The organism is Hymenobacter sp. B1770 (assembly GCF_049896385.1).
Taxonomy (GTDB): Bacteria; Bacteroidota; Bacteroidia; order Cytophagales; family Hymenobacteraceae; genus Hymenobacter.
In genome coordinates this window covers 244,554-269,124 of record NZ_JAFCUF010000005.1, presented here as the reverse complement: position 1 = coordinate 269,124, position 24,571 = coordinate 244,554, and the positions used below count along the sequence as shown (strand labels likewise).

19 protein-coding genes are annotated in these 24,571 nt (G+C 61.6%); 14 read left to right on the top strand and 5 right to left on the bottom strand.

Annotated features, from left to right (window positions below):
* Window positions 1-124: 124 nt before the first annotated feature.
* The 12 genes from ACP7AJ_RS12420 to ACP7AJ_RS12365 all read left to right on the top strand — a co-directional run bounded on the left by ACP7AJ_RS12420 (window position 125) and on the right by ACP7AJ_RS12365 (window position 13,398).
* Window positions 125-469, top strand: coding sequence for a tetratricopeptide repeat protein (locus ACP7AJ_RS12420; RefSeq protein WP_426060526.1), 345 nt, complete (start codon window positions 125-127; stop codon window positions 467-469).
* A 221-nt stretch (window positions 470-690) separates the two neighbouring features.
* Window positions 691-1,113, top strand: a complete 423-nt coding sequence (locus ACP7AJ_RS12415) for a hypothetical protein (RefSeq protein ID WP_426060525.1) — start codon at window positions 691-693, stop codon at window positions 1,111-1,113.
* Between the two features lie 76 nt (window positions 1,114-1,189).
* Window positions 1,190-1,762, top strand: a complete 573-nt coding sequence (locus tag ACP7AJ_RS12410; RefSeq protein ID WP_426060524.1) for a hypothetical protein — start codon at window positions 1,190-1,192, stop codon at window positions 1,760-1,762.
* Window positions 1,763-1,785: 23 nt separating this feature from the next.
* Complete coding sequence (locus tag ACP7AJ_RS12405; protein WP_426060523.1) at window positions 1,786-2,226, top strand: DUF2007 domain-containing protein; 441 nt, start codon at window positions 1,786-1,788, stop codon at window positions 2,224-2,226.
* Between the two features lie 148 nt (window positions 2,227-2,374).
* A complete protein-coding gene (locus ACP7AJ_RS12400; protein WP_426060522.1) occupies window positions 2,375-3,535 on the top strand; it encodes a PA14 domain-containing protein in 1,161 nt (386 codons plus the stop codon).
* A gap of 359 nt (window positions 3,536-3,894) precedes the next feature.
* Window positions 3,895-5,310, top strand: a complete 1,416-nt coding sequence (locus ACP7AJ_RS12395; RefSeq protein WP_426060521.1) for an L-lactate MFS transporter — start codon at window positions 3,895-3,897, stop codon at window positions 5,308-5,310.
* 42 nt (window positions 5,311-5,352) lie between these two features.
* A complete protein-coding gene (locus ACP7AJ_RS12390) occupies window positions 5,353-5,499 on the top strand; it encodes an MFS transporter small subunit (RefSeq protein WP_426060520.1) in 147 nt (48 codons plus the stop codon).
* A 122-nt stretch (window positions 5,500-5,621) separates the two neighbouring features.
* Window positions 5,622-7,145, top strand: coding sequence for a M20/M25/M40 family metallo-hydrolase (locus tag ACP7AJ_RS12385; RefSeq protein ID WP_426060519.1), 1,524 nt, complete (start codon window positions 5,622-5,624; stop codon window positions 7,143-7,145).
* Between the two features lie 177 nt (window positions 7,146-7,322).
* Window positions 7,323-7,928 carry a gluconate 2-dehydrogenase subunit 3 family protein gene (locus ACP7AJ_RS12380; RefSeq protein ID WP_426060518.1) on the top strand — a complete coding sequence of 202 codons (606 nt, stop codon included), beginning with the start codon at window positions 7,323-7,325 and terminating at the stop codon, window positions 7,926-7,928.
* A 228-nt stretch (window positions 7,929-8,156) separates the two neighbouring features.
* Entirely contained in the window at window positions 8,157-9,845 is a 1,689-nt protein-coding gene (locus ACP7AJ_RS12375; RefSeq protein ID WP_426060517.1) for a GMC family oxidoreductase, read from the top strand.
* Window positions 9,846-10,086: 241 nt separating this feature from the next.
* The gene (locus ACP7AJ_RS12370; RefSeq protein ID WP_426060516.1) at window positions 10,087-10,368 is read left to right on the top strand and encodes a hypothetical protein; all 282 of its coding nucleotides are present in this window, start codon (window positions 10,087-10,089) and stop codon (window positions 10,366-10,368) included.
* Window positions 10,369-10,818: 450 nt separating this feature from the next.
* Window positions 10,819-13,398: a DUF5686 family protein gene (locus tag ACP7AJ_RS12365; RefSeq protein ID WP_426060515.1), complete on the top strand. Its 2,580-nt coding sequence runs from the start codon at window positions 10,819-10,821 to the stop codon at window positions 13,396-13,398.
* 208 nt (window positions 13,399-13,606) lie between these two features.
* On the opposite strand, the gene ACP7AJ_RS12360 is transcribed toward ACP7AJ_RS12365, so the two are convergent.
* The 4 genes from ACP7AJ_RS12360 to ACP7AJ_RS12345 form a co-directional block, all read right to left on the bottom strand.
* On the bottom strand, window positions 13,607-15,844 hold the full coding sequence (locus tag ACP7AJ_RS12360; RefSeq protein WP_426060514.1) for a xanthine dehydrogenase family protein molybdopterin-binding subunit: 2,238 nt from the start codon (window positions 15,842-15,844) through the stop codon (window positions 13,607-13,609).
* Between the two features lie 85 nt (window positions 15,845-15,929).
* Window positions 15,930-16,907 carry an FAD binding domain-containing protein gene (locus tag ACP7AJ_RS12355; RefSeq protein ID WP_426060513.1) on the bottom strand — a complete coding sequence of 326 codons (978 nt, stop codon included), beginning with the start codon at window positions 16,905-16,907 and terminating at the stop codon, window positions 15,930-15,932.
* Window positions 16,904-17,530, bottom strand: coding sequence for a (2Fe-2S)-binding protein (locus ACP7AJ_RS12350; RefSeq protein ID WP_426060512.1), 627 nt, complete (start codon window positions 17,528-17,530; stop codon window positions 16,904-16,906). The genes ACP7AJ_RS12355 and ACP7AJ_RS12350 overlap by 4 nt, the downstream gene beginning before the upstream one ends.
* A 44-nt stretch (window positions 17,531-17,574) precedes the next feature.
* Window positions 17,575-18,168, bottom strand: a complete 594-nt coding sequence (locus ACP7AJ_RS12345) for a DUF4136 domain-containing protein (protein ID WP_426060511.1) — start codon at window positions 18,166-18,168, stop codon at window positions 17,575-17,577.
* Between the two features lie 227 nt (window positions 18,169-18,395).
* Between ACP7AJ_RS12345 and ACP7AJ_RS12340 the strand changes: the two genes are divergently transcribed.
* Window positions 18,396-20,006 (top strand): PQQ-dependent sugar dehydrogenase, encoded by a 1,611-nt coding sequence (locus ACP7AJ_RS12340; protein ID WP_426060510.1) that lies wholly within the window; start codon window positions 18,396-18,398, stop codon window positions 20,004-20,006.
* 139 nt (window positions 20,007-20,145) lie between these two features.
* Window positions 20,146-23,448, top strand: coding sequence for a cyclic nucleotide-binding domain-containing protein (locus ACP7AJ_RS12335; protein WP_426060509.1), 3,303 nt, complete (start codon window positions 20,146-20,148; stop codon window positions 23,446-23,448).
* Window positions 23,449-23,460: 12 nt separating this feature from the next.
* On the opposite strand, the gene ACP7AJ_RS12330 is transcribed toward ACP7AJ_RS12335, so the two are convergent.
* Entirely contained in the window at window positions 23,461-24,507 is a 1,047-nt protein-coding gene (locus ACP7AJ_RS12330; RefSeq protein WP_426060508.1) for an adenylate/guanylate cyclase domain-containing protein, read from the bottom strand.
* Window positions 24,508-24,571: the final 64 nt, after the last annotated feature.

Below are 24,571 nucleotides of genomic sequence, written 5' to 3'. Positions count from 1 at the left end.
CGACCTATTTGCCCGCCTGCGGCTGGCTACAGCGCCCACGGAAATTGAGGCCCTGCAAAACGGCATTTGGCAGCTGTGGCTGACGACCGGCGACGTAGCGCTCGACAAAGAGTTGGAAGCGGGCATGCGCGCCCTGCAAGCCGGCGACCACACGCTTGCCATCAGCTGTTTTACTCGTATAATCCAAGTTAAGCCGGATTTTGCTGAGGGCTGGAACAAGCGGGCGACGGCTTACTACCTGCGTGGGGAATATCGGGCCTCGCTGGACGATATAACCGAGACGCTAAGGCGTGAGCCGCGGCATTTTGGGGCTTTTTGGGGCCAGTCGAGCATTTTTCGACAGTTGGGGGAGTATCAGCGCGCCCTCCTTGTACTCGAGCGCCTACTAATACTTTGCCCTCACTTACCGGGGCTCAACGAACAAATCTTCAGCCTGCGCGAGCAGCTTGAAGGAGGTGGCTTAGAGTGATAGCGTTGTAGAAACAGGCAGCATTTGTCACCTTTCCCGACCCCAGTCGTTTGGGAAATGTATAACAACTGCTGCCTGTTTATACAAGCTTTTATCCCTTGAAAATCACAATTACAAAAGGCTGGCAGCTTTGCCTGCTTTTAGGGCTGGCTTTCGCTGCCAACGCTCAAAAGCACTGAACCACTAAGTGGGAAAGTGGCCTGATAGACCACTAGAACAAAGTGGGCGTCTGGGAGTATTACGGCTACACCGCTTCGAAAGAAAAAGTATTACAACGCTACGACCACTCGACCAAGGAGCTGATTTATTATTGGCTCTCCGGCGACATGACTTACCGAGCGGAAAACCGCCCTGGCCAGTGGGCCAGCCGCGTGGTAGACCGCCCGCCGCTGTATGTGGGCGGCGGCCCCGCTTTGGCGGCCTACACTACGCAGTTGCAGTATCCGCAACAGGCGCAGGCCCGCAACATTCAGGGGCAGGTCGTTATCGGATTTGCCATTGATACCTTGGGACAGGCAGCCGCCTCCGATGCTGCGCAGCATCGGAGGCGGCTGCAACCAGGAGGCCCTGCGCGTGGCTCGCACCATTCCCAACGAATGGATACCGGCCCGCATCGGCACCCGTGCTGTGCCCGTAGAGTATGAACTCACGCTTACCTTTCGCATGGCGCAGCCGTAGAAGGCCCCAGAGCGCTTCGCATACCAGTGCTCGCCTAGTGCTATGAACCACCTGATTGAAGGCTTGAAAATGGGATTACTGAAGGCGTCGGGGCTGCTGTTGCTGCCGTTGTTGCTCACGGCCTGCGACTCCACCCCCCGCGACCGCCAGGAAGTAACCCGCGAGGGCGTGCGCGAGCTCGACACACTCGCCCGCAAAGCCGGGCAGCGCTTGTCCAACGTAGGCAAAGCCGCCGCTACTTACGACGCCTCCAACCGGGCCCGCCGCAAGCAGCCGCTGGACCCGCGCAAGGAAATTGCCATGGAAAACCAGCTCATGGGCCCTTATTCGGGGCAGCTGGACAACCTCACCCCGGCCGACCTGCCCAACGCCTACGCGCAACTCATCCGCTCGGCCCGCACGCAGCGCACCACCTGGACCGACCGCGACTGGGACTACGCCCGCGCCGTGTATAAGCGCCTAAATGACCAAGCCAAGCAGGTAAGCATGGACATTCCGGCCCGCGACGAGGTCCGGATTCGGGCACGGCAAGCCGAATTTGTGGCCCTGCAAGTCGGCCGCACGGCCGAAGGGCTGAAGGAAGCGAGCAAGCGCCAGGCCCAAGCGTCGAAGTAGCTCGCTGTTAATCCTCTCCTGGCATGGCCTCACCCGATTCCGTTGTTTTTCTTGAGTCGTACTACGAGCCCATGGCGGCCAACCTGGCCCGTACCCGGCTCGAAGCGGCGGGCATTCCGTGCTTTCTCAGCAATGAAAACCTAGTGTCGCTGATGCCGCTTTACAGCCCCATCACCGGGGGTGTGCGCCTGCACGTGCGGCAGAGCGATGTAGAAGCAGCGCTGGAAATCCTGCGCGAGGTGCCCGTGCCGCTGGCTACCGGTCCCGATGAAGCATCCTTCGCCGCCGATGCGCCCGACCCGGTGGCCCCCCGCTGCCCCCGCTGTGGCTCGTCGGATGTGGCCTATGGGCCGGCTACACGCAATACCTACGGTTTTTGGTCGGCGCTGCTGTCAGTGGTGCTTCGGTATCCGGTGCGCGGCAAGCGGCACCATTGTTTCCACTGCGGCAACGAATTCAAGTAGCAGGCCCTCAGCTTCAGTATGTAATTTGGAAAAAGTAATACCACTTTTTCCGAATTCCCGTTAAGAACCCATGGCTTGCAGAACTTATCGGTGGCCTGGGGCGCTACTGCTGCTTAGGGTGCTGCTACTGGCGGGAGTTTTCCTGCCGATGCCGCCTGCTGTGGCCCAGGCCCAACTAGTGGGCAATGGCCTTAGGGGCGACTACTACGAGGGAACAAATTTCGACAAATTCGTACTCAGCCGCCGCGATGCTACCCTGGCTTTCGACTGGGGCCACCTGCCCCCGGCCCTCGGCCTGCCCACCGAATACTTCTCGGTGCGCTGGACGGGCTGGCTGGTGCCACCGGCCACTGGCAGATACGTGTTGCACGTAACCGTAGACGATGGCATCCGCATCTGGGTAAACAACCGCCTGATTATGGACGAGTGGCGCCCGCAACCCGTAAGCCGGTTCACCAGGGCCATAGCCCTCAAAGCTGGCGAGCCCTACCACCTGCGGGTTGAATACTTTCAGGATATCCTGGACACCCGCGCGGTCGTTGCCTGGGAGCGCCCCGATGAGCCCCTGAAGCCCCTTACTGCGTCGTGGCGCAATTTGTGGGGCGCAATAGCCAAGACACCCACTCCGGCCCCCATTCCCACGCAGTATTTGTTTCGGGAAAACCCCAAGGCAGTAGCGACTCGGGTGGTGCCGCCCTTGCCTCCTCCTACCGAGCGCGAGGCTCCCCCGCAAGCCCCTGCCCTGGCTGCTGCCAAGCGAGTTGAAGCAGGCATTCGGCCCACACAGCCCCCGCCTTCGCCCACACAGCCCCTGGCCATGGCCGCCGTCAAAGCAGCCCTTGCTGCATCCAAGCCGAACGCCAGCGCTGCTACCGCGGCTGCTAAGCGCCCGCCATCCGGGCTTGCGTCTGCTCGCGTTTCAACATCCTCGAAAGCAGTCAGCACAGCTCAGTTGGCCAGCCTCAGCGTAGGCGAAGCCATAACCCTGCCCGAGCTTTACTTCAACCAGGGCCAGGCGCGTCTGCTGCCGGCGGCGCGTGGGCTGCTCGATGGCCTGGCAGCCGCGCTCAGTGCCCAACCTAAGCTGCGCTTCGAAGTGCAGGGCCACACCGATAACGTGGGCAGTGCCGAACTCAACCGGCTGCTCTCACAGCAACGAGCTGAAGCGGTGTGCCTCTACCTCACGGCTCATGGGGTGGCCCCGGGGCAGCTGCGGCCCAAGGGCTTTGGTGGTACCCAGCCCGTAGCCAATAACGCCGACCCTGCTCAACGCCCCCTCAATCGCCGGGTGGTGCTGCGGCGGCTGTAATGGAGGAAAAGGCTCGCACGTAACAGCACATAGCCGCTCTCGTGTATTTAGCGTAGGCAGCTCTTTCATGACCAGCAGCCTCGTGCACGCGGCCGTCTGCAAACCAAGCAACGACGAGTTAGGCCGTCACCTGCGGGCATGGGAGTGAATAACTGTGGGGTGGCAACAATTATTCACTCCCCATTTTAAGAATTCAAAAGCTATAGCTGTTTAGCAATATTTTTGAAGAGCCTGCAATCAATCAGTTAAAAAGCCGGTTACCTTTCCACTCGCGACAGTTCAAAGTGCTCTGGCAGCAGCGAATGGCGCGTATTTTCTCGTTTTTCACGTCAATTTTTTTCATTCCAATTCCCACTTTTATGGCTGAAAATTCCTCATCATTCCTTGACCGGAGCCGTACCGTGGCGGGCCCCGGCTACAGCCGCTGGCTGGTGCCACCGGCTGCCTTGGCCATTCACCTGGCCATTGGGCAGGCCTATGCCTTTAGCGTATTCAAGAAACCCATGGGCGCGCTCATCAGCGGCAACGTGGACCAGCCCGATGCTCTGGACTGGACGCCGGGCCAGCTGGCCGTCATCTTCTCGATTGCCATTGTGCTGCTAGGCTTGTCGGCGGCGGTGTTTGGCAAGTGGCTGGAACGAGTGGGGCCGCGCAAAGCCATGCTGGCTTCGGCACTGTGCTTCGGAGGCGGCTTTCTTATTTCTGCGCTGGGCGTGAGCCTGCACCAAATCTGGCTGGTGTACTTCGGCTACGGCTTTGTTGGCGGCATCGGGCTGGGCATCGGCTACATCTCGCCGGTGAGCACCCTGATTAAGTGGTTTCCGGACCGGCCGGGCGTGGCCACCGGCATGGCCATCATGGGCTTTGGCGGCGGCGCCATGATAGGCTCGCCGCTGGCCGTGGCCCTCATGGCGCAGTTCAAGGACGTGGCCCCCATGGGTGTCGCGCCTACGTTCATCGCCATGGGCCTGATTTACCTGGCCTTTATGATGTTTGGCGTATTCACAATCCGGGTACCCGCCGAGGGTTGGAAACCAGAAGGCTACGTACCCAAAACCCAATCGACGGCCCTTATCACCACGGCCAATGTGGACGCAGATACCGCCATCAAGACGCCGCAGTTCTGGCTGCTGTGGGTGGTGCTGTGCATGAATGTGACCGCGGGCATTGGGGTGCTCGAATCGGCTTCGCCGCTTATTCAGGAGTCCTTTTCGGATTCGTCCATGGGTGCAGGTCGAGGCGTAACGGCGGCAGCAGCGGCCGGCTTCGTAGGCCTGCTCAGCTTGTTCAACCTGCTGGGCCGCTTCTTCTGGTCGTCAGCTTCCGACAAGCTGGGCCGCAAGCCAACCTACATGATTTATTTCGGCCTGGGCATTGCCTTGTATGCCCTGGTGCCCACGCTGGCCGCCAATGCCTCGCTGACGCTGTTTGTGGTGGCGTGCTGCGTGATTATGAGCATGTACGGTGGCGGTTTTGCTACCATACCGGCTTACTTGCGCGACATGTTTGGCACCATGCAGGTGGGCGCCATCCACGGCCGCCTGCTCACGGCCTGGTCCACGGCCGGTATTCTGGGGCCGCTGCTTGTAAACTACCTGCGCGACAACCAGAAAGCCAAGGGCTTGGTGGGAGCAGCAGCGTACCAGAGCGTGTTCTATACGATGGCCGGCGTGCTCGTCGTCGGGTTCATTGCCAACCTTCTCGTTTCGGCCGTGGCCGAGCGGTATCACGTGAAAACGTCTGCGCCGGTTCCGGCCACGGCGGGCGCCCACTAGGTAGCACAGGTAGCATCGTTCACTTTCAATTCTGCTTTCGATATGAATCCGCAATCAAATTCGACCTCCAACGCCAACGCCGAAGAAACCTCCACCATGTCGTTGGTGCTAGCCTGGCTATTCGTGGGCGTGCCCCTGGCCTGGGGCGTGTCGCAAACATTTATCAAAACCCTGGCGCTGTTCAAATAAGCACCCTCACTTGTTGCAACATTAAAAAGCAGCCGGCCCCGTGTCGGCTGCTTTTTTCATGGGCTAACTTCAGCCTAGCTCATACCAGGAAATCTTTGCGGAACGGACTTTACTTTACGACCATGAAGAAGCTATATGCCCTCGCACTCCTTGCACTCCTAGCGGCCGGCCAGGCCAACGACCCGCTGCAGAAGGTGCGGCAATACCGCCTAGGGCACGAGCAGGAACTGCTCACGGAATTTGAGCAGTTTGTGGCCATTCCGAACGTGGCTGCCGACACGGCCAACCTGCGCCGCACGGCCGTGTTTATTCAAGACATGATGCGCCGCCGCGGCATCAAAACGCAGCTGCTGGCGGCTCCCACGCCGGGTGCGCCGCCGGTAGTATTTGGCGAAGTGCGCACGCCCGGCGCCACCCGCACCATCGTCTTCTACGCCCACTACGACGGGCAGCCTGTGAACCCCGCGCAGTGGCGCGAGGGCCTTAGCCCCTTTACGCCCACCTTGGCCACAAGGCCCCTCGACCGCGGCGGGCAGCTCACCACGCGGCCCGCGCCCGGCCAGCCCCTTAGCCCCGATTGGCGCCTGTACGCCCGCAGCGCCTCCGACGACAAAGCCGGTGTGATGGCCATCCTCACCGGCTACCAGGCCCTAGTGGCCAGCAAACTAAAGCCCAAGGTCAACGTCAAGTTCTTTTTCGAGGGCGAAGAAGAGCGCGGCTCGCCGCACCTGGCCGAGATTCTGGCGCGGCACAAGGCCCTGCTCGGGTCCGACCTGTGGGTGATTTGCGACGGCCCAGTGCATCAGTCTGGCCGCAAGCAGGTGGTGTTCGGCGCCCGCGGCGACGTGAACATGAGCCTGAAAGTGTACGGCCCGCGCCGCCCCCTGCACAGCGGGCACTACGGCAATTGGGTGCCAAATCCCGCCCTGAACCTCGCCCGCCTGCTGGCTTCCATGACCGACAGCACCGGCCGGGTACGCGTGGCCGGCTTCTACGACGACGTGACGCCGCTGACCCTGGCCGAAAAAGCCGCCATCGCCCAAGTGCCCAACTTGGACCAAACCATTCGTCAGGAGTTGGGCTTTGCCCGGCCATACGGCACCGGCCAGTCGCTGGTAGAGCTGCTTAATCAGCCCTCGCTCAACATCAACGGCATGCAAAGCGCCAACGTGGGCGCGCTGGCCGCCAACGTCATTCCTACGGTGGCCTCGGCCGTGCTGGACCTGCGCCTCGTGCCCGGCAACGACGCCCAGCGCCAGGTGCAAAAAGTCGTTCGCCACATCGAGAAGCAGGGCTACCACGTCACGACCGATGAACCGACCGATGCCGAGCGTGCCCAATACCCCTTGCTGGTGCGCGTGAATTCCGAAAAAGGCTACAATGCCCAGCGCACCCGCCTCGATTTGCCCATTGCGCGGCAAGTCATTGCGGCCGTGCAAACCACTACCACCGACCCTGTGGTGGTGCTGCCCACCATGGGCGGCAGCCTGCCGCTGTACGTGTTCGAAGAACAGCTGAAAGCCCAGACCATTACGGTACCGGTGGCCAACTACGACAACAACCAGCACGCCGAAAACGAAAATATTCGCCTCGGCAACCTGTGGGATGGTATTGAGACCATGGCGGCCATTATGCTGCTGAAATAGCGGCAAGGCGGGCACGCCCGTAGCCCTGGCCTACCAAGCCGGGCATAGCAACACGATATTCTACTGACTCTCTCTATAAAAACTAATAAACAGGGCAAGCCATCGGGACTTTTTTGCTCGTAAGGAGTTATTAGCTGAGCCGTTTACTGCGGTATTCTATCAGCCGAAGCTTCTTATATGTCTCCTCTAAATTACCCGAGTGGCACGGTTCGCGCCTTGCTCAATACCGAGCACGTCTCCGACGCTACGCGCGCTGCCCTGCAAAGCCGGCTCGATGCGCCTGCTACCTACGAGCCGCAGTTTTTGGCGCCCGAAACCTATGCCTTGCTCAAAGCCGTGGCCGGCCGCCTCTTTCCGCAGCCCGACCGCCCCGAGCAGCCCATATCCCTCGCCCCGGCCGTCGACCAACGCCTGCTCACAGGCCGCGCCGATGGCTGGCGCTACGACGCCCTGCCCCCCGACCGCGAGGCCCTGCGCATGGGCCTGGGTGGCATTCAGGAAATCGCCCACTCGCTGTACCAAGCCGATTTTTTGGCCCTAAATACCGAGCAGCAGGACGCGGTGCTTCAAACCCTGGCCAACGGCAACCCGCCCGGCACCACATGGCTGACCCTTGACGCGGGCCGGTTCTTCGAGGAACTGCTGGCCGAACTCACCGAAACTTACTATGCCCACCCGCTGGCCCAAGAAGAGATTGGGTACGCGGGCATGGCCGACCTGCCGTTTTGGTTAAAAATTGGCCTCGATGAGCGCGAAGCCCGGGAGCCACAGCCCGAACAGTAAACGTCAAACTCTCCTGCTTTTTTAAGGAGGGGACGCTGGCGCGCAGCGCCAGCTGGGGTGATTGAATCGTTGCACGATGAGCGAACGATTCTGCCGCGAGTCGCTTGGGTGTGTCGTTCGCCCATCGTGCAACGTATCCAACCACCCCCGTCCGAGCCTGCAGCTCGAACATCCCCTTCTATTCTAAGGAGGGGAGTTATAGCTCTCTTATCCTATACCGTTAGTTTTATGCCCGACGAAGAAATCCTCGAAGAAAGTATCCTCAACCCCGTACTACCCGAAATACAGGACCCGCTGCTCCGCTCCCTAATGACTGAGGAGCCTGCAGCTGCTTTCGCTGCCACTACTCTGGAGCAGCCGCAGGCCATACCAGCCGAGGCCGATGAAGTCGACTGCGTAGTTATTGGGTTGGGTGCGGGCGGGGCGCCGCTTCTGGCCCGCCTGGCCATGGCTGGCCTGAAGGTGGTGGCGCTGGAAGCCGGCCCCTGGCACCAACTCGAGACCGACTTTGCGACGGACGAAAAGGCGCAGGAGTACCTGTATTGGAACGATGAGCGGCTTGCGGCTGGCCAAGACCCTTTGGCCATGGGCCATAACAATTCCGGCACCGGCGTGGGCGGTTCGACACTGAACTACACCGCCCACACGCCCCGCCCGCTGCCGGCAGACCTGCACCTGCAGCGCGATTTTGGGCAGGGCGAAGACTGGCCCTTTGGTTATGGGGAACTGGAGCCGTACTACGAGGAGCTGGAGCAGTTCCTGGGCATCTCGGGCCCTACCCCTTATCCCTGGGGACCGGCCCGCCGCAAGGGCTACCCGCTGGCGCCGCTGCCCCTCAACAGTGCCGCCAAGCTCATGGCGCGGGGCTGCGAGCTGCTGGGCATTGCCACTTCGCCGGCGGCCAATGCCGCCCTCTCGGCCCGCTACTATCAGGAAGGCGTGGGCTGGCGCGAGGCCTGCACCAACCGCGGCTTTTGCCAGGCCGGCTGCACCAACGGCGCCAAAGCCAGCATGGACGTCACCTTCATCCCGCTGGCGGTAGCGCACGGGGCCGATATTCGCCCCAACAGCTTCGTGACAGAGATAGAGCGCGACGAGCGCGGCCGCGTTACCGGCGTGGTGTACACCCACAACGGCGAGGAGCGTCGACAGCGCTGCCGCCACCTGTTCCTGTGCGCCGGCGCGGTAGAAACGCCGCGCCTCTTGCTGCTCAACGAGCTAGCCCTCACCAGCGGGCAGGTGGGCAAAAACCTGATGGCGCACTCTGGCGTGAAGGTGTTTGGCACGTTTGCCGAAGCTGTGCGGCCCTACAAAGGCTTTCCGGGCGGTTTAATTTCGCAGGACACGCACCGGCCCAAGGATGCTGATTTTGTGGGCGGCTACCTGCTGCAAAGCACGGGCCTTATGCCGGTCACGTTTGCCGGGCAGGTGGCGCGGGGCCGCAAATACTGGGGCCAGCAGCTGCGTGACTACATGAGGAACTACAACCACGTGGCGGGCCTCAACATGTTGGGCGACTGCCTGCCCCACGTCGACAACTACCTGGAGCTGGCCGAGGAAAAGGATGCCCGCGGCCTGCCCAAACCCCGCCTGCACTTCACTATGCAGGAAAACGAGCGCCGCATGAATGACCACGCCGAAGCCCTGATGCGTCGCATCTGGACGGCGGCCGGCGCCACCGATATATGGGCGTTTCCCCGCATGGCCCACGTCATCGGCACGGCCCGCATGGGCCTGAGCGGCGACGATGCGGTGGTAAATGCCGACGGCCGCGCCTTCGACGTGCCCAACCTCTACATCTGCGACAATTCCGTCTTCCCGAGTGCGCTGAGCGTGAATCCAGCCCTGACCATCATGGCGCTGAGCTTGCGCACGGCGGATAAGTTTCTGGAGAGCCAGCAGCGCCGCGACAGCTGACCGGCCAACTCCCTTCCTTAGCTAAGGAGGGGATTCTCGAGCCGCAGGCTCGGACGAAGGTGGTTGAATTCATTGAACCAAAGGTCGACGGAGCCACCGACACCCTAACGATAGCTACATTGTAGGTTAAGCTGCCGCCCCTCCGTTGCTCTTTTGAAGTTGCACTCTGAAAGAGCAACGGAGGGGCGGCATCCGGGAGCATTCGGTTTACGTACCGCCCAAGCTCGCCTATTCCTCGCTTATGCCCACTCCCCTCCTGCTCCTGTGTGTGGCCACGGCCTGGCCCCTGCCGGGCCTGGGGCTGCTGGTGCTGCCTGCTGCTTCTACGCCCCACCTGGTGGACTACGACCTGCACACTGCCCTTGCTGTTGAAGCGGTGCTGCCTGGCGGCGCCTGCTACCGGGGCACCGCCACTGTAGAGGAGATAACCCGCGCCGAGGTGGCGGAGCGGGGCCTACTGCTTGAGTTAGCACAGGACACGCCGGGCCTTTTGCCTGGAACTGAAATTTGGCTTGTGGGATAAGGGTTTTGAAAAGCCCGCAGCCTATAAGTGACCAAATAACCGCCTGGTTCTCGACGAAGCCTGCGCTATTGCAACAGTTATCAGGTTGATCTACTGCATCCTGCATCGAGGGCTATAGCGCGCCTTGTAGCTCGCGTTCCTGAACGACACGCGAACGAGTTGCTAACGGCGCGGGAGCGCGAACTACAGAGCTTCTGCTGGGCACGGCCGCGCTACAAGCCCTTAGCGACCGTGCAGCTAAGCAGTTATGTCCTAAAAAAGTATAATTTCCTATCAGGCAAAGCAGAAGGAATTTTCTTTATCAGCGCGATAGCGGGTACTCGCTTAGTGGGTTACATTCTTCATGTGGAAATTCCACAATTACGGTTGGAACTAGTTGGGAGCCAACCATGCTTTGCGTAGATTGCGAGTCTACTCCCGGTTCCACCATTTGGCCAATCAATACCTCGTATGAGATTTTTTGCTCTGCTGCTCCTGGTTTGCTTTTGGGCATTGCCAGTTGCAGCCCAGCGTATTCTAATCAGCGGGCAAGTAGTAGAGGCTACTAATGGCGAACCGGTGCCATTCGCATCTATTTTTATTCCTAAAACCAGTTTCGGCGTCACGGCCGATGCTGACGGCAAATTCAGGCTCACTCTCACGGGCACACCCGACTCTATTGCGGCGTCGGCCGTGGGCTTTGCCACTCAGCGGCGCAAGCTCACCGAAGCCCCCGAGCAGAAGGTGCTATTTCGGTTGCGGGCCGGCGGCGTGGCCCTGGCCGAAGTAGTGGTGACGTCGCGCCAGCCCGAAAACCCGGCCTTCCGCATCCTGCGCGAAGTGCAGAAGCACAAGCCCCAAAACGACCGCAGCGTGCTGCATGCCGCCGAGTTTGATTCGTACAACCGCATCGAAACAAGCCTGATTGACTTGCCCGCCAGCATGGCCAAGCGCAAGCTTATCAAGGACATTCGGGCCTTGGCTGTGCGCCAGGGCGCTGCCGCTGCCGCCGACCAGGACGCCCCGCTGCCCATTTTCGCTTCTGAGGTGAGCTCACGGGTGTACCAAAAATTCTCGCCCCTGCGCCGGCGCGAAGACCTGCAGCACAAGCAGATGCGGGGCGCGGGCCCGCGCGAAGGCTCGGTACTCTCCCAGATGCTGGGTTCTAATTTTCAGAACTTTGATTTCTACCCCAACTGGCAGAACATTCTGGGCAAAGACTTTATCTCGCCCATTGCCGAGGGCGGCCGCCTCACCTACGAGTACGAGCTGCAGGATTCGGTATTTGTAGGCAAGGACTGGTGCTATAAGATTGCCGTTACGCCGAAGCGGGCCCACGACTTGGCCTTCAAAGGCACCATCTGGATAACCGACGAAAGCTACGCCCTGCGCCGGGCCGACCTGGTAGCCAGCCCCAACGCCAACATCAACTTCGTGAGCGAGCTGCGCGTGTTTCAGGAGCTGACGCCCCCCGCCGATGGCCCCGGCCTGCCTGCCCGCACCAAGCTGCTGCTGGCCGTGCGCCCCTCCGCAAAGCAGGCGGCCATGCTGGTGCGCTTCACCACGGTGAGCAGCAACTTCGTGCGCAACCAGCCCCACACCGAGCCCGGTTTCTACGACCAGCCCATTATCTCGTCGCTGATGGAGCCCACCGAGAAGGGCGCCAGCGCCAACCTCCTCAGCGGGCTGCCGCAGGGCACAGGCACGGGCTACTTTGACCTGAACCGGCCCGACACGCTCAGCCTTTCGGAGCGCCAGAACTTTGCCGTGCTCGACTCGGCCAAGCAGCTGCCTTCGGTCCGCAACCTCCTCGACTGGGTCGAGCTGTTTGTAAATGGCTACAAGCGCGTGGGGCGCTGGGACCTCGGGCCCATTCTCAATACCTACTCCCGCAACGACTACGAAGGCAGCCGGATTCGCATTGGCTTCCGCACCACGCCCGAAATCAGCCGCGACTGGCTCAGTCAAGGCTACCTGGCTTACGGCACCAAAGACGGACGCCTGAAATACGGCCTCAAAACCAGCTTTATTGCCGAGCGCCGCCACTGGACCGTGCTCAGCGCCGAGTACCGGCACGACGTGGAGCAGGTGGCGCTGCTCGACAATGACTTTCTGCCCGACAACAACCTGTTTCTGGCGGCTTCGCGCTGGGGCCGTTTTATTCAGGGTCGTCCCATTCTGCGCGACTTGTACTCGCTGAGCGCGCAGCGCGACTTGTTTCACAACTTCATTCAAACCGCGACGCTGCGCCACCAGGACGTGTCGCCCCTGCACGACTTTGCGTACTTTTCCACGCATGAGCGCGGCCCCTCGGCCCCCATTGGGCATGCCCTCACGCTTTCGGAGCTGGTGCTGGAGTCGCGCTACGCCCCCGACGAAAACCTGGTGCAAAGCGAGAACCGCCGCCGGGCCATTGGCCTGAGGCGCCTGCCCGTGTTTACGTTTCGCTACACCCTGGGCGTCCGCAACCTGTTTGATGAAAACGCCCCGCCGGCGTACCAAAAATTCAACCTGCTGGTGACGCAAAGCGTGTCGCTGGGCCAGCTGGGTCGCCTGGGCTACCGCGTCGAGGGCAGCTACATTCCCGATGCGGTGCCCTACCTCATCCTCAAAACCCCGCTTGGCAACCAGACACCGTTTTACAACGCCAATGCCTTCAACCTGATGAATTACTTTGAGTTCGTGACTGACCGTTCGGTGTCGCTCCGGCTCGACCATCGCTTCGAAGGCCTTTTTCTGAACAGCATCCCTGGCATCCGGGCCCTAAACTGGCGTCTGGTAGCCACCGCCAACATGCTCTATGGCGACTTGTCGGCTGCCAACCGGGTGCAGCCCCGGCGCGACAAGGAAGGCCACGAGTTGCCTGGCATCCCCACCCTGGACAAGCAGCCTTACCTGGAAGCCGGCTACGGCGTCGAGAACATTTTCAAGTTTCTGCGGGTCGATTTCATTCATCGCGTCACCTACCGCGAACAGCCAGCGCGCATTACCCCGTTCTCGCCCGAACACCGCAACTTTGGCATTAAGCTCAGCGCCCAGTTCCGGCTCTAGTCGTTTCGTCCAGCAGGCTTTTATTTGGACTCCGGCAAATTTTTGCTGTAAGAACAACTCACTAAAAAGCGAGAAGATGCTTAAAACATAAGCCCTGGGTCATGCTGCGCGAATCAGCATGACCCAGGGCTTATGTTGTTCGGATTCTGTGAGCAGCTTCTGAACTTGACGTCATTGATTTCATATAACAAGCGCCTGAAACGCCACTCTAAATCAGCTTATCCGGCGTGATAGGCAACTCGCGAATGCGCTTGCCGGTGGCGTTGAACACCGCATTGGCAATGGCCGGGGCCACGCCGATGATGGCAATTTCGCCAATGCCCTTTGTACCCAGCGCGTTTACGTGTGGGTCGGGTTGATTTACGAAAAATACGTCTACCGCCGGCGCGTCGGCGTGCACGGGCACGTGGTACTCGGCCAGGTCTTTGGTGACGTAGCGGCCAAACCGGTCGTCAATTACCGCCGCTTCCATTAGAGCCATGCCAATGCCGCCCACGGCGCCGCCTTTCATCTGGTTGCCGGCGGTTTTCTCGTTGACAATGGTGCCTGCATCGGCGCAGGATACCAGCTTGCTCACCCGCACTTCGCCCGTGAGCGGGTTCACCCGCACCTCGGCAAAATGTACGGAGTAGGAGTACATAGAATACTTGCGGGAGTTGCCGCCATCCGGCTTCGACTCCACGGTTACGAAGCCGTCCTCAGTCTGCCGGAGCAGGTCGGCGTAGGTGGCGCGGGCGGTAGGGTTGCCGTTCAAGGTCAGGTAGCCATCGGCGAAAACGACGTCCTGCGTTTTGGCGGCCGCGAAGGCTCCGTTGCTGGCGCCCGCCATGGTGCGTAGCTTTTCCTTCAGGGCCAGACAGGCTTCCTGCACGGCCGGGCCCACCGTGTTTACAATGGCTGAGCCGCCCTGCGTGGGCGCCTGCGCAAACTGCGAGTTGCCCCACTCAAACCGGATTTTGTCGGGCGAGAGGCCCAGCGTATCGGCCGCAATCTGGGTCATGGCCGTGCCCGTGCCGGGGCCGATGTCGGTGACGGCGCTTTGCAGCAGCACCGTGCCGTTAGGCAGCAGCCGCACGTTGGCTTTGGAAGTACCGCGGTGCGCCCCGAAGGTGCCCACGCCCATGCCGTAGCCCACCAGCCACTCGCCGTCGCGCAGGCTGCCGGGCTTCAGCTGGCGCTTGTTCCAGCCTATGCGTTCGGCACCGGCTTGGTAGCATTCTTTCAGAAACTTGCTCGACCAAGGCAGGTTTTTTTCGGGGTCCTTGTCAGTGTAGTTGCGCAGGCGAAACTCCATGGGGTCGATGTTCAGTAGGTGCGCCATTTCGTCCATGGCTGACTCCAGGGCGAAGGCGCCGGTGGCCTCGCCGGGGCCCCGCATCCAGATGGGCGTGCTCACGTCCAGCGCCGCAATGCGGTAGCGGGTGTTCACGTTGGGCGCCGTGTACATCATGCGCGTCTGCTGCACCGTCGACTCGGTGAACTCCTCGTAGCTCGACGTCTGGCCGGTGGCTTCGTGGGTGATGGCCGTGATTTTGCCGTCGGGGGTGGCGCTCATCCCGATTTTCTGCCAGGTGTGGGGGCGGTAGCCCACCATGGTGGTCATCTGCTCGCGGGTGAGCACCAGCTTCACCGGGCGCTTCACGATGTGGGCCGCGATGATGGCCGCCGACTCGTGCGGCCAGCTGTGCAGCGCGTTGCCAAAGGCCCCGCCCACAAACGTGGCAATGACTTTGACGTTTTCTTCGGGCAGCCCCCACTCCTTAGCAAAGTCGCGCCGCGTGGCCAGGGTGCCCTGGGTCTTGTCATAGAGCGTGAGACGGTCGGGCGCCTCCCAGTGGGCCGTGATGGACTGCAACTCCATGGGGTGGTGCACCTCCGTCGGAATGATGTACTCCGATTCGAGCTTTACCGCGCCCGTTTTATAAGCGTCGGCCGTGCCGCGCACGTAGTCGGCCACGCTTGACTTGGGATTTTTCTTGGCCTGAGTAGGCACAAAGCCCTGCTTCACGCCCACCTCCATGCTGGTTTCGTGCTTTTCCTGGTCGTACTGCGCCTTCACTAGCCGGGCTGCGAAGCGGGCGCGCTCCAGCGTATCGGCCACTACCACGGCAATGGGCTGGTCGTTGAAGCGCACTTTGTCGTCGTTGAACACCTTCAGCCGGCCGCCCAAGGTTTGGGGCTGCGAGGGGTCTTTGCCCGTGGGCACAAAGCCTGGCACCTTGGGCGAATTAATGTGTGTGATAACGGCCAGCACGCCGGGGGCCCGCTCGGCCGCGCGGGTGTCGATACTCTTGATGCGGCCCTTGGCAATGGTGCTGCCCACCAGCACGCCATAGCTCATATTGGGCAGCTGGTATTCAGCCGAGTACGTTGCCGCGCCCGTCACTTTCAGGCGGGCATCCACGCGGTTCATGCCGGCGCCTATTTGCTTGCTTTGTGGTTTCATAAGGAAATAAGTAGCGCGGACTTTTAGTCCGCGTCCCGGAACAATCGAGAGTGTATCACATCGCGGACTAAAAGTCCGCGCTACATCAGGCGGCAGCGGTTTTCAGGGCCTGAATCAGGGTATTCGGCGCCAGCTTCAACTTGTATTCATTATGCTTGAAAGCTTTGGCGCCCTGCATGGCCACAGCCGCCGCCTGCCGGAAGGTTTCCTCGGTAGCGGGCTTGCCCACCAGCATCTGCTCGGCGGCGGTGAGGCGCCACGGTTTGTGGGCCACACTGCCAAAGGCCAGCCTTGCAGCTTTTATGGTGGTGCCATCGAGGTCCAGCGCCGCGGCGGCCGATACCAGCGCGAAGGCATAGCTGGCGCGCTCGCGCACTTTGTAGTAGCTAACGTGCTTGGTGAAGGGACCATCGGGCACGTCTACGGCCGTGATGAGCTCGCCGGGCTCCAGCGTGGTGTCTTTCTCAGGGGCGTCGCCGGGCAGGCGGTGCAGGTCCGTGAACGGGATGCGGCGGTCGCCTTTGGGGCCGCTCACTAATACGGTGGCGTCGAGTGCCACCAGGGCCACGCTCATGTCGGAGGGGTGCACGGCAATGCACTTGTCCGAGAAGCCAAAGATGGCGTGCATGCGGTTGATGCCTTCTAGGGCACCGCAGCCAGTGCCGGGCTCGCGCTTGTTGCAGGGCATGGCCGTGTCGTAGAAATACGGGCAGCGCGTGCGCTGTAGCATGTTGCCACCAGTGGTGGCCATGTTGCGCAGCTGCGCCGAAGCCCCGGCGTTGATGGCCTGCGCCAGCAGCGGGTGCCGCTCGCGCACCTGCCGGTCGTCGGCCACGGTGGCGTTCAGAGCCAGAGCGCCGATGCGCAGGGCGTTTCCTTGGCGCTCGATTTTGGTGAGGGGCAGGCGGTTGATGTCGACTAACTTTTGGGGCGCCATCACGCCGCGCTTCATCAGGTCGACGAGGTTGGTGCCGCCGGCAATGAACTTGGCGTTGGCGTCTTTGGCTACGGCCTCAATGGCTGCCTGCTGCTTGCTGGGCCGGATGTAATTGAACTGGTTCATACCTTTTGCCCTCCGTTTTTCACTTCCTGAATGGCAGCCACTATGTTAGTGTAGGCCCCGCAGCGGCAGATATTGCCGCTCATGTACTCCCGTATTTCGGCCTCCGAGTCGGCGTGACCTTCGCGCACGCAGGCCACGGCTGACATAATCTGGCCCGGCGTGCAATAGCCGCACTGGAAGCCATCGTGCTTCACAAAAGCCTCCTGCATGGGGTGCAGCTTATCGCCGTCTGCCAAACCCTCGATGGTGGTGACTTTCTTGCCGTCGTGCATCACAGCGAAGCTCAGGCAGCTATTCACCCGCTGGCCGTCTACGTGCACTGTGCAGGCACCGCACTGGCCGTAATCGCAGCCTTTTTTGGTGCCGTTCAGGTTCAGCTGTTCGCGCAGCAGGTCGAGCAGGGTGGTGCGCGGCTCTACTTTGAGCTTGTATTTTTTGCCGTTAACTTCCAGCTTGAGTGGGACTTTTTCGAAGGCTGCCGCCACGGTTTCATCAAACTGAGCGGACGCCGCCTGCACCACCGGGCCGGGCACCAGCGCCAGAGCCGTGAGCAGCGACGACTGCTTGAGAAAATACCGGCGGGCCTCGTCGTGCTGGGCCGGCTTATCGGGTTCGGAATTCATAGCCATAAAAAATAGAGAAACGGGCGGTAGACTAACCCAGTTAATTACTGCGGTGATACCGGAAATTTAGCAAATAAGGCCGTAATGGCCTTGTCAATTCGTTGCGTGAGCTTGGCTTCGTCGGGCGTGAGCACGCTTTTCACCGAGCCCTGCCAAATGAGCTCCTGCTGGGCGGCATCGACCAGCTCGATGGTGGCGGTGCCCTCTTCGTAGCGGCCCACTACCACGTCCTGGCTTTGCCAGTGGTACCGGCGCTGCCCAATGTAAACGGGGGCCTCCTGAATCCGGGTTTCCCGGGTTTGCACCTTGTCCTGCGTCACTACGCCAATGTTTACCAGCATATCGGGCGTGTCGGATTGCTGGTAGCTGCGCCGGCTCAGCTCGCGCCCAACTGCCTGCTTGAGGGCAGCAATGCCCGTGCCGGGGCCCTGAAAAGCTGCCTCGTTGCGGGCTGTGACGTCCATGAAATTATACGTTTTATAGGCCCGAAAATTGACGTTGGGCTGCGGGCGGGCGTATTGTACCTGTTGGCTGGTGCAGGCCGCTAAGCTCAGCAGAAGCGCAAATAGAGCGTATTTCATGAGGTAGAAGAAAATCTGGAAAGCAGCCCCAAAGCCCGGCCGGGACCGAGAACGCATGAAAAAAGTTAGGAGAGGCGCTAGAAAACCGTTCTTATACGTCGACTGGCCAACAGTAGCTGTGGTAGAGCTTACCTAATAACCGATGCAGCGCGGTGTGCTGATAACTCCCTCAAACCGCCAGCAACGACGTTGCTGCAAGCAGAAGCGTAACAACATGCCCCTTGCCTTTGCAGTAATGTACCCGATTACTGAATTAAGTTTCCTTCTTGATTTCCCCTCCTAATATGCGGGTTTTTGGCATTATCGGCAGCATGCTGCTTGCGCTATTTCTGCGATCTGCCGCGGCCCAAACGGTGACCGGCGCGGCAGGTGAAGAATTCTCGGTGCGCGTGCTGGCCCGGCAGCTCAGCGACCCGTGGGAAGTAGCTTACGGGCCCGACAACCACCTCTGGCTAACCGAAGCCAAGGGCTACCGTGTCAGCAGTCTCGACCCCGCCACCGGCACCAGAACGGTGTTGCTGGACCTGAACGCGCAACGGGAATTTCCGCGCTACGATAAAATTCCTGACTCGGCCGACGGCGGCAAGCCCTGGCCCCAGGGCGGCCTGATGGGCCTAGCCGTGCACCCCCAGCTGTTGCAGGGCAAGCCCTACGTGTACCTGGTGTACATCTACCGCTTTGCCGGGGTCCAGCAGCCCGGCAAAGGTGGAGCGGCTAACTACGGCGGGCACTTTTTCACCACCCGCCTGGTACGCTACGAATACCGCCCGCCGCTTCAGTCGCTCATCAACCCCGTTACGCTTTGCGATACCCTGCCGGGCAGCAACGACCACAACGCCGGCCGCCTGCTCATTGCCCCGGTCAATGGCCAAGACTTCTTATTCTACAGCACCGGCGACCAGGGCGCAGGCCAGTTCGACAACGCCGGCCAGCCCAACCACGCCCAGAACCCGCACCGCTACGCCGGCAAAATCCTGCGCTTCCACCTCGAGCCCGACACCGACGCCAGCCCCACTGACCAGTGGCTGCCCAACGACAACCCCTTTGCCACGCCTGCCCGCCAGTCGGCGGTGTGGAGCTACGGGCACCGCAACCCCCAGGGCCTGGCCTACGCAGTGGTGGATGGCACCGGCCGCTTCTACGAAAGCGAGCACGGGCCTTATTCAGACGATGAAGTGAACATCATTGAGCGCGGCCGCAACTACGGGCACCCGCTCATCATTGGCTACGCCGACGACAACTACAACGGGCTGGCGGCTGGCGTTACCAAGCACGCCGCACTGCCCGGCACCTGGAACACCAGCTACCCCTTCATCAAGAATGAGAAAGCTAATGCGGCAGCCATCGGCGCGGCCACCTACCGCGACCCCATCGCCTCGCTCTACCCCAATTCCAATTCGTTCCTAACCACGCTGTTTGCCAAAACCCGGGCCGCCGACAAAGACGCCCCGGACTGGCCCTCGGAGGCCCCCAGCAGCTTGGCTGTGTACACAGCCACGGCCATTCCGGGTTGGCAAAACTCGTTGCTGATGCCCACTCTCAAGCACGGCAAGCTCATTCGCCTGCAGCTGAACGCTGCCGGCACGGGCGTTACCGGCGATACCCTGGTGTACTTCCGGGCGCCGGTTCGCTACCGCGACCTCGCCCTCTCGCCCGATGGCACGCGCCTGTATCTGTCCACCGACAGCGCCTCCGTCACGTCGGGCCCGTCGAAGGAAGACCCCAAAGGCACCAGCTGCAAGGGCTGCATTCTGGAATATACCTACCTGCGCGGGGGCACCCAAGCCAAAACCGTCGCGCCCACCCCAGCCGGACAGTGGTGGCAACCTGGGCGTGTGAGCCCGGCCACAGGGCCCCGCGTGCGCCGGCCCGCAACCCCACCCGCCCGCAAGTAGCCAGCTAGGCAGGCGTTAACCTGTCGATGCCAGGCTTCTGAATTCTTGGCAGTTCTTACCGGGCCGATGGGCAGCGAAGGCACCGGGTCCACGTATCTTTGGCTACGGCCGTGCCCGGTGGTGCCGGCGTCTCTTCTGCATGATTTCTGCCACCTCTCTGCAACGCCTATTCGGCATCAAGGCCAGCGAAACCCGCACGGTGGGGCTGTTTTTGCTGCACAACTTTCTGCTCGGCATCGGCTCGGTGCTGGTGTACGTGGCCGCCAACGTGCTGCTGCTCGAGCACGACCCCGAACACAGCCTGCCGCTGGGATACATTGCCGGCGCCCTGGCCATGATGGCCGTGAGCAAGGTCTACACCTATTTCGAGCACCACTACCTGCTACGAAAGCTGGCCGTGCGGGTGCTGCTGGCCGTGGTGGCCCTTACCGGCGTGGTGGGCGTGCTGGTAGTGGTGGGCCACTCCGTAGCGTCGGCCGTGGCCGTGATGGTGGGCTACCGGGTAATCTACCTGCTCACTAACCTGGAATTCTGGGGTGTGTCGGCGGTGGTGTTTGATGTGCGCCAGAGCAAGCGGCTGTTCAGCGTCATCAGCTCGGGAGACATGCCGGCCAAGGCCCTGGGCGCCTTGCTGGCAGCCCTTATTCACGGCGATGCCCAGCTGCCCGTGCTGCTGGGGGTATCGTTTGTAGCCTACCTAAGTGCCCTATTTGCGCTCCGCTCTACACTTAATTCGCACGTGGTAGAAGCCGCGGCACGCCCCATGCGGCACCTGCAGCGGCCCCAGGCCCGACTGGTGCGCCTGTTTGGCGGCAGTGAGCTGGTGCTAGCCATGTGCCTGAGCCTAATGGCCATTGCGGCCGTACTCACGGGCGTGGAATACATGTTTTTTATCAACGTGAAGCACCGGTTCCACGCCTCGGAAGACATTACCCAGTCGGTGGGCTGGGTGCTGGGCCTGACGTACCTGGCAGCCATGTTTTTCAAGCTGATGGTGAGCCGGCAAGCCCTGGAGCGCTATGGCGTGCAGTGGTCGCTGCAGCTGCTGCCGGCCGTCGCGCTGGTGCTGCTGGCCGCTTTTGGCGGGGTGCAAGTGGTGGGCTTCTCCAGCCAAATAGTACTGCTGGCGTACTTCTGCGGGCTGTACCTGCTGCTGGAAGTACTGCGCCGCACCGTGTTCGACCCGGTTTTCCTGGTGTTGTTTCAACCGCTGGCTCCGCCACAGCGCCTTGCGGCCCACACCCTGGCCAAAGGCATTTTCGAACCGCTGGGTCTGGGTCTCACGGGCTTGCTGTTTTTCGGGCTTGGTTATGTGGACAAGCTCGGTGGCCCGCTGCCATTTGTCTGGATGGGCGGCTTGCTGCTGCTGGCCCTGCTGTTTTTGCGGCGCACCTACCGCGCCTACCTGGCCGAGCTGAAGGACGGGCTGGGTCGCCGCTTTGCCGAAACGGCCGAGCTTGCCCTCCCCGATGCGGCCCTGCAAGTGGTGCTGGCCCACCTGCATAGCGCCCGCCCCACCGAGGTACTCAACGCCGTGGCCTGGCTGCGCCAGCGCGAGCCCGCCGCCCTGGCCAGCCACGTGCCCACCCTGCTCGAACACGCCGATGAGCGGGTGCGCCTCGCGCTGCTAGCCACCCCCGAAGTGCGCCCCCTCCCCGCCGAGGCCCTGCAGGCCTTAGCCCTGCGCGACCCCGCCCCCGCTGTGCGTACTGTTGCTGCCCACCAGCTGGCCACCGCGGAACCCGATGTGTCTTCCCTCACAGCCTTGCTCAATGGCCCCGACATGGCCGCCCGCGAAGGCGCTATTCGGGGCTGCTTCGAAGCCACGCCCCAGCACAGCGCGGCACAACGCAGCTTGCAGGAGCTGCTGCGCCAGCCCTCGCCGGCTGCTGTTAAAGCAGCGCTTTCATTGCTGGCCCACTACAATGCGGAGGCCCAAAGCCAGTTGGTTGAGCACTGCTTGGCCAGCCCCAATATTGACATGGCACACGCTGCCCTCATCGCCCTCGGCACCCTGGGCCACACCCGGCTGGCCCACTACCTGCTGCATGCCTTGCGCGACAAGCGGCGCTGGCAGCCCGCCGCCGACAGCCTAGTGGCCTTGGGCCCGGCTGCCGTGCCGCTGTTACGCGAGGCCCTCCTCGACGACGCCAACAATACGCACACGCACCGCCTGGTCACCGTGCTCGAGCGCCTAAACAACTCCGCCAGCCGCGCTGTCCTCCTCGAGCTGGCCCAGGCCCCTGGCCTGTTTTCCCGGGGGCTGGCGCTGCGGGCTCTGCGCCGGTTCCCAGCCGTGCCCACCGACACGGACATCTTCGAGCACCTGCTGCGCGAGGAGTTTGAGCTGGCCACCCAGCTGCTGCAGGGTCTGCTGAATGCTTCGCACCCCGCCCTCCACGCCACCGTCGACTACGAGCTGATGTTGCTGCACCAACGGGTATTTGGCCTGCTCGCTCAGCTCTACGATGCCGAGCTGGTGGCCACTGCGCAGCGCAACGTGGCCCACGCCGCTCGCGAGCGCCAAGCCAATGCCCTGGAAATCCTCGACAACCTCATTCCGCGCCCTACCTACCAGGGGCTGCAGGCCCTGCTCGATGATACACCGGTGCCCGAAAAGGCACGAATATTTGCCACGCTCACTGCGCCTGCCCGGCCGCAAGGGCTGACCTTGGGTGCGAAGGCCGCGGGCAGGACCGCCACCGCCACCCTTGCTGCCCCCGCTTCTGAGCCCTTACCTGCCCTGCTGCTGCGCCGGGGCCACCTCGCCTTCACTTCCTGGACGCTGAGCGTGGCCCTGCGCCACTGGCGGCCCACCGAGCCCGATGCCCCGGCCCTGCTGCGGCCTTACCTGCAGTCGGACCATGCGCTATTGCGCGAGAGTGCCCTACTTGCCCTGCAGGCACTGGCAGCCCACCAGGGCGAAGCCGTTGCGGCTCTAGCCACTTCCTTCTCTGCCAATCCTTCTCCTCACCCCACCATGAGTCACTCCCCCGCCACCGAATCCCGCGTATCTGCCTTGGAGCGGGTGGTGGTGCTCAAAAGCACTGCCCTTTTTGCCCAAACTCCCGAAAATGTGCTGAGCAGCATTGTGCCCATCATGCGGGAGGTAACTTTTCAGGAAGGCGAAGAAATATTTGCCAAGGGCGACATCGGCACGTCCCTGTTTATCCTGCATGACGGGCAGGTGGGCATCTTCAACGGCAATCAGCAGCTGGCGACTTTCGGGCCCGGAGATTTCTTTGGCGAGCTGGCCCTGCTCGACACCGAGCCCCGCTCGGCGTCGGCGGCCGCGCTGAGCCAGGTGCTCGCCTTCCGCCTCGACCAGGAAGATTTCTACGACGTGATGGAGGAGCGCGGCGAAGTACTCCGCAACATCCTGCGCATGCTCTGCCAGCGCATCCGCCTCCAAAACGAGAAGATGCGGGAACTGGCCGCGTAAGCGCGGACCGGGCTACTCCACTACTTCATAAAGCTTCACGGCCCGGGCCTTGTTTTTCAGCGTCACCTCGCTCACAAACTCGCACCGAAACGACTCTTTCACCTTCAGGTATACGGCTTCGCTGATGATAATCTGCCCGGGCTTGGCCGCCGACTGCAGGCGTTGCGATATGTTCACCACGTCGCCAATCACTGTGTAATCCAGACGCTTGAGCGAGGCCGAGCCAATGTTGCCCGACACCACTTCGCCGGTGTTTACTCCAATACTGACTTCGGGGCGGTAGTCGAAGCCCGCGGGCAGCGGCGTGCCGCTGTCCTGCAAGGCCGAGCGCACCGAGAGGGCCGCATCTATGGCCCGGTCCAGGTGGTGCTCGCCGCGGAACACGGCCATCACGGCATCGCCCATAAACTTGTCGACGTGGCCGCCTTGTGCGATTATCTCCTTCACCATCAGGTCGAAGTAGGTATTGAGCAGGCTCACCACGTCGGTGGGCGCCATCTTTTCGGCCAAGGACGTAAACCCGCAGATATCAAGAAAGACCACAGTGGCTTCCACGGTTTCGCTGGCCAGCAAGCGGTTTTCAAAGTCAGGACGCGTCATGAAGTTGAGCACCGTTTCGTCGACGTACATCTTGAGGATGTTGTTTTCCTGAATGGCTCGCAAGGTGTCGCGCAGCTGGCGCACCTGGCCGGCGGTTTTCTCGATGGTGACTTCCAAGTCGTTAAAATCGACGGGCTTCACTACAAAATCAAACGCCCCGCGGTTCATGGCGGTGCGCAGGTTGCCGAGGTCGCCGTAGGCCGACACGATGACCGTTTTCATGGCCGGATGCTGGGCGTGGGTGTGCGTGAGCAGCGTGAGCCCGTCCATCACGGGCATGTTGATGTCGCTGAGAATCACATCCGTGTCGGGGTTCTCGCCGATGCGCTCGAGGGCCTCCTGCCCGTTGTTGGCGAACACAAACTCGTACACGCTTTCGCGGATTTTGCGCCGAAACTTCTGCTTAATAAGCAGCTCGAGGTCGGCCTCGTCGTCGACCACCAGAATTTTCGTCTTCATAAAGTGTAGTGGTTGGTTGCCAGGGGTCGGACTACAGGCGCGGAAACCAGTTCCTGCCACTTAC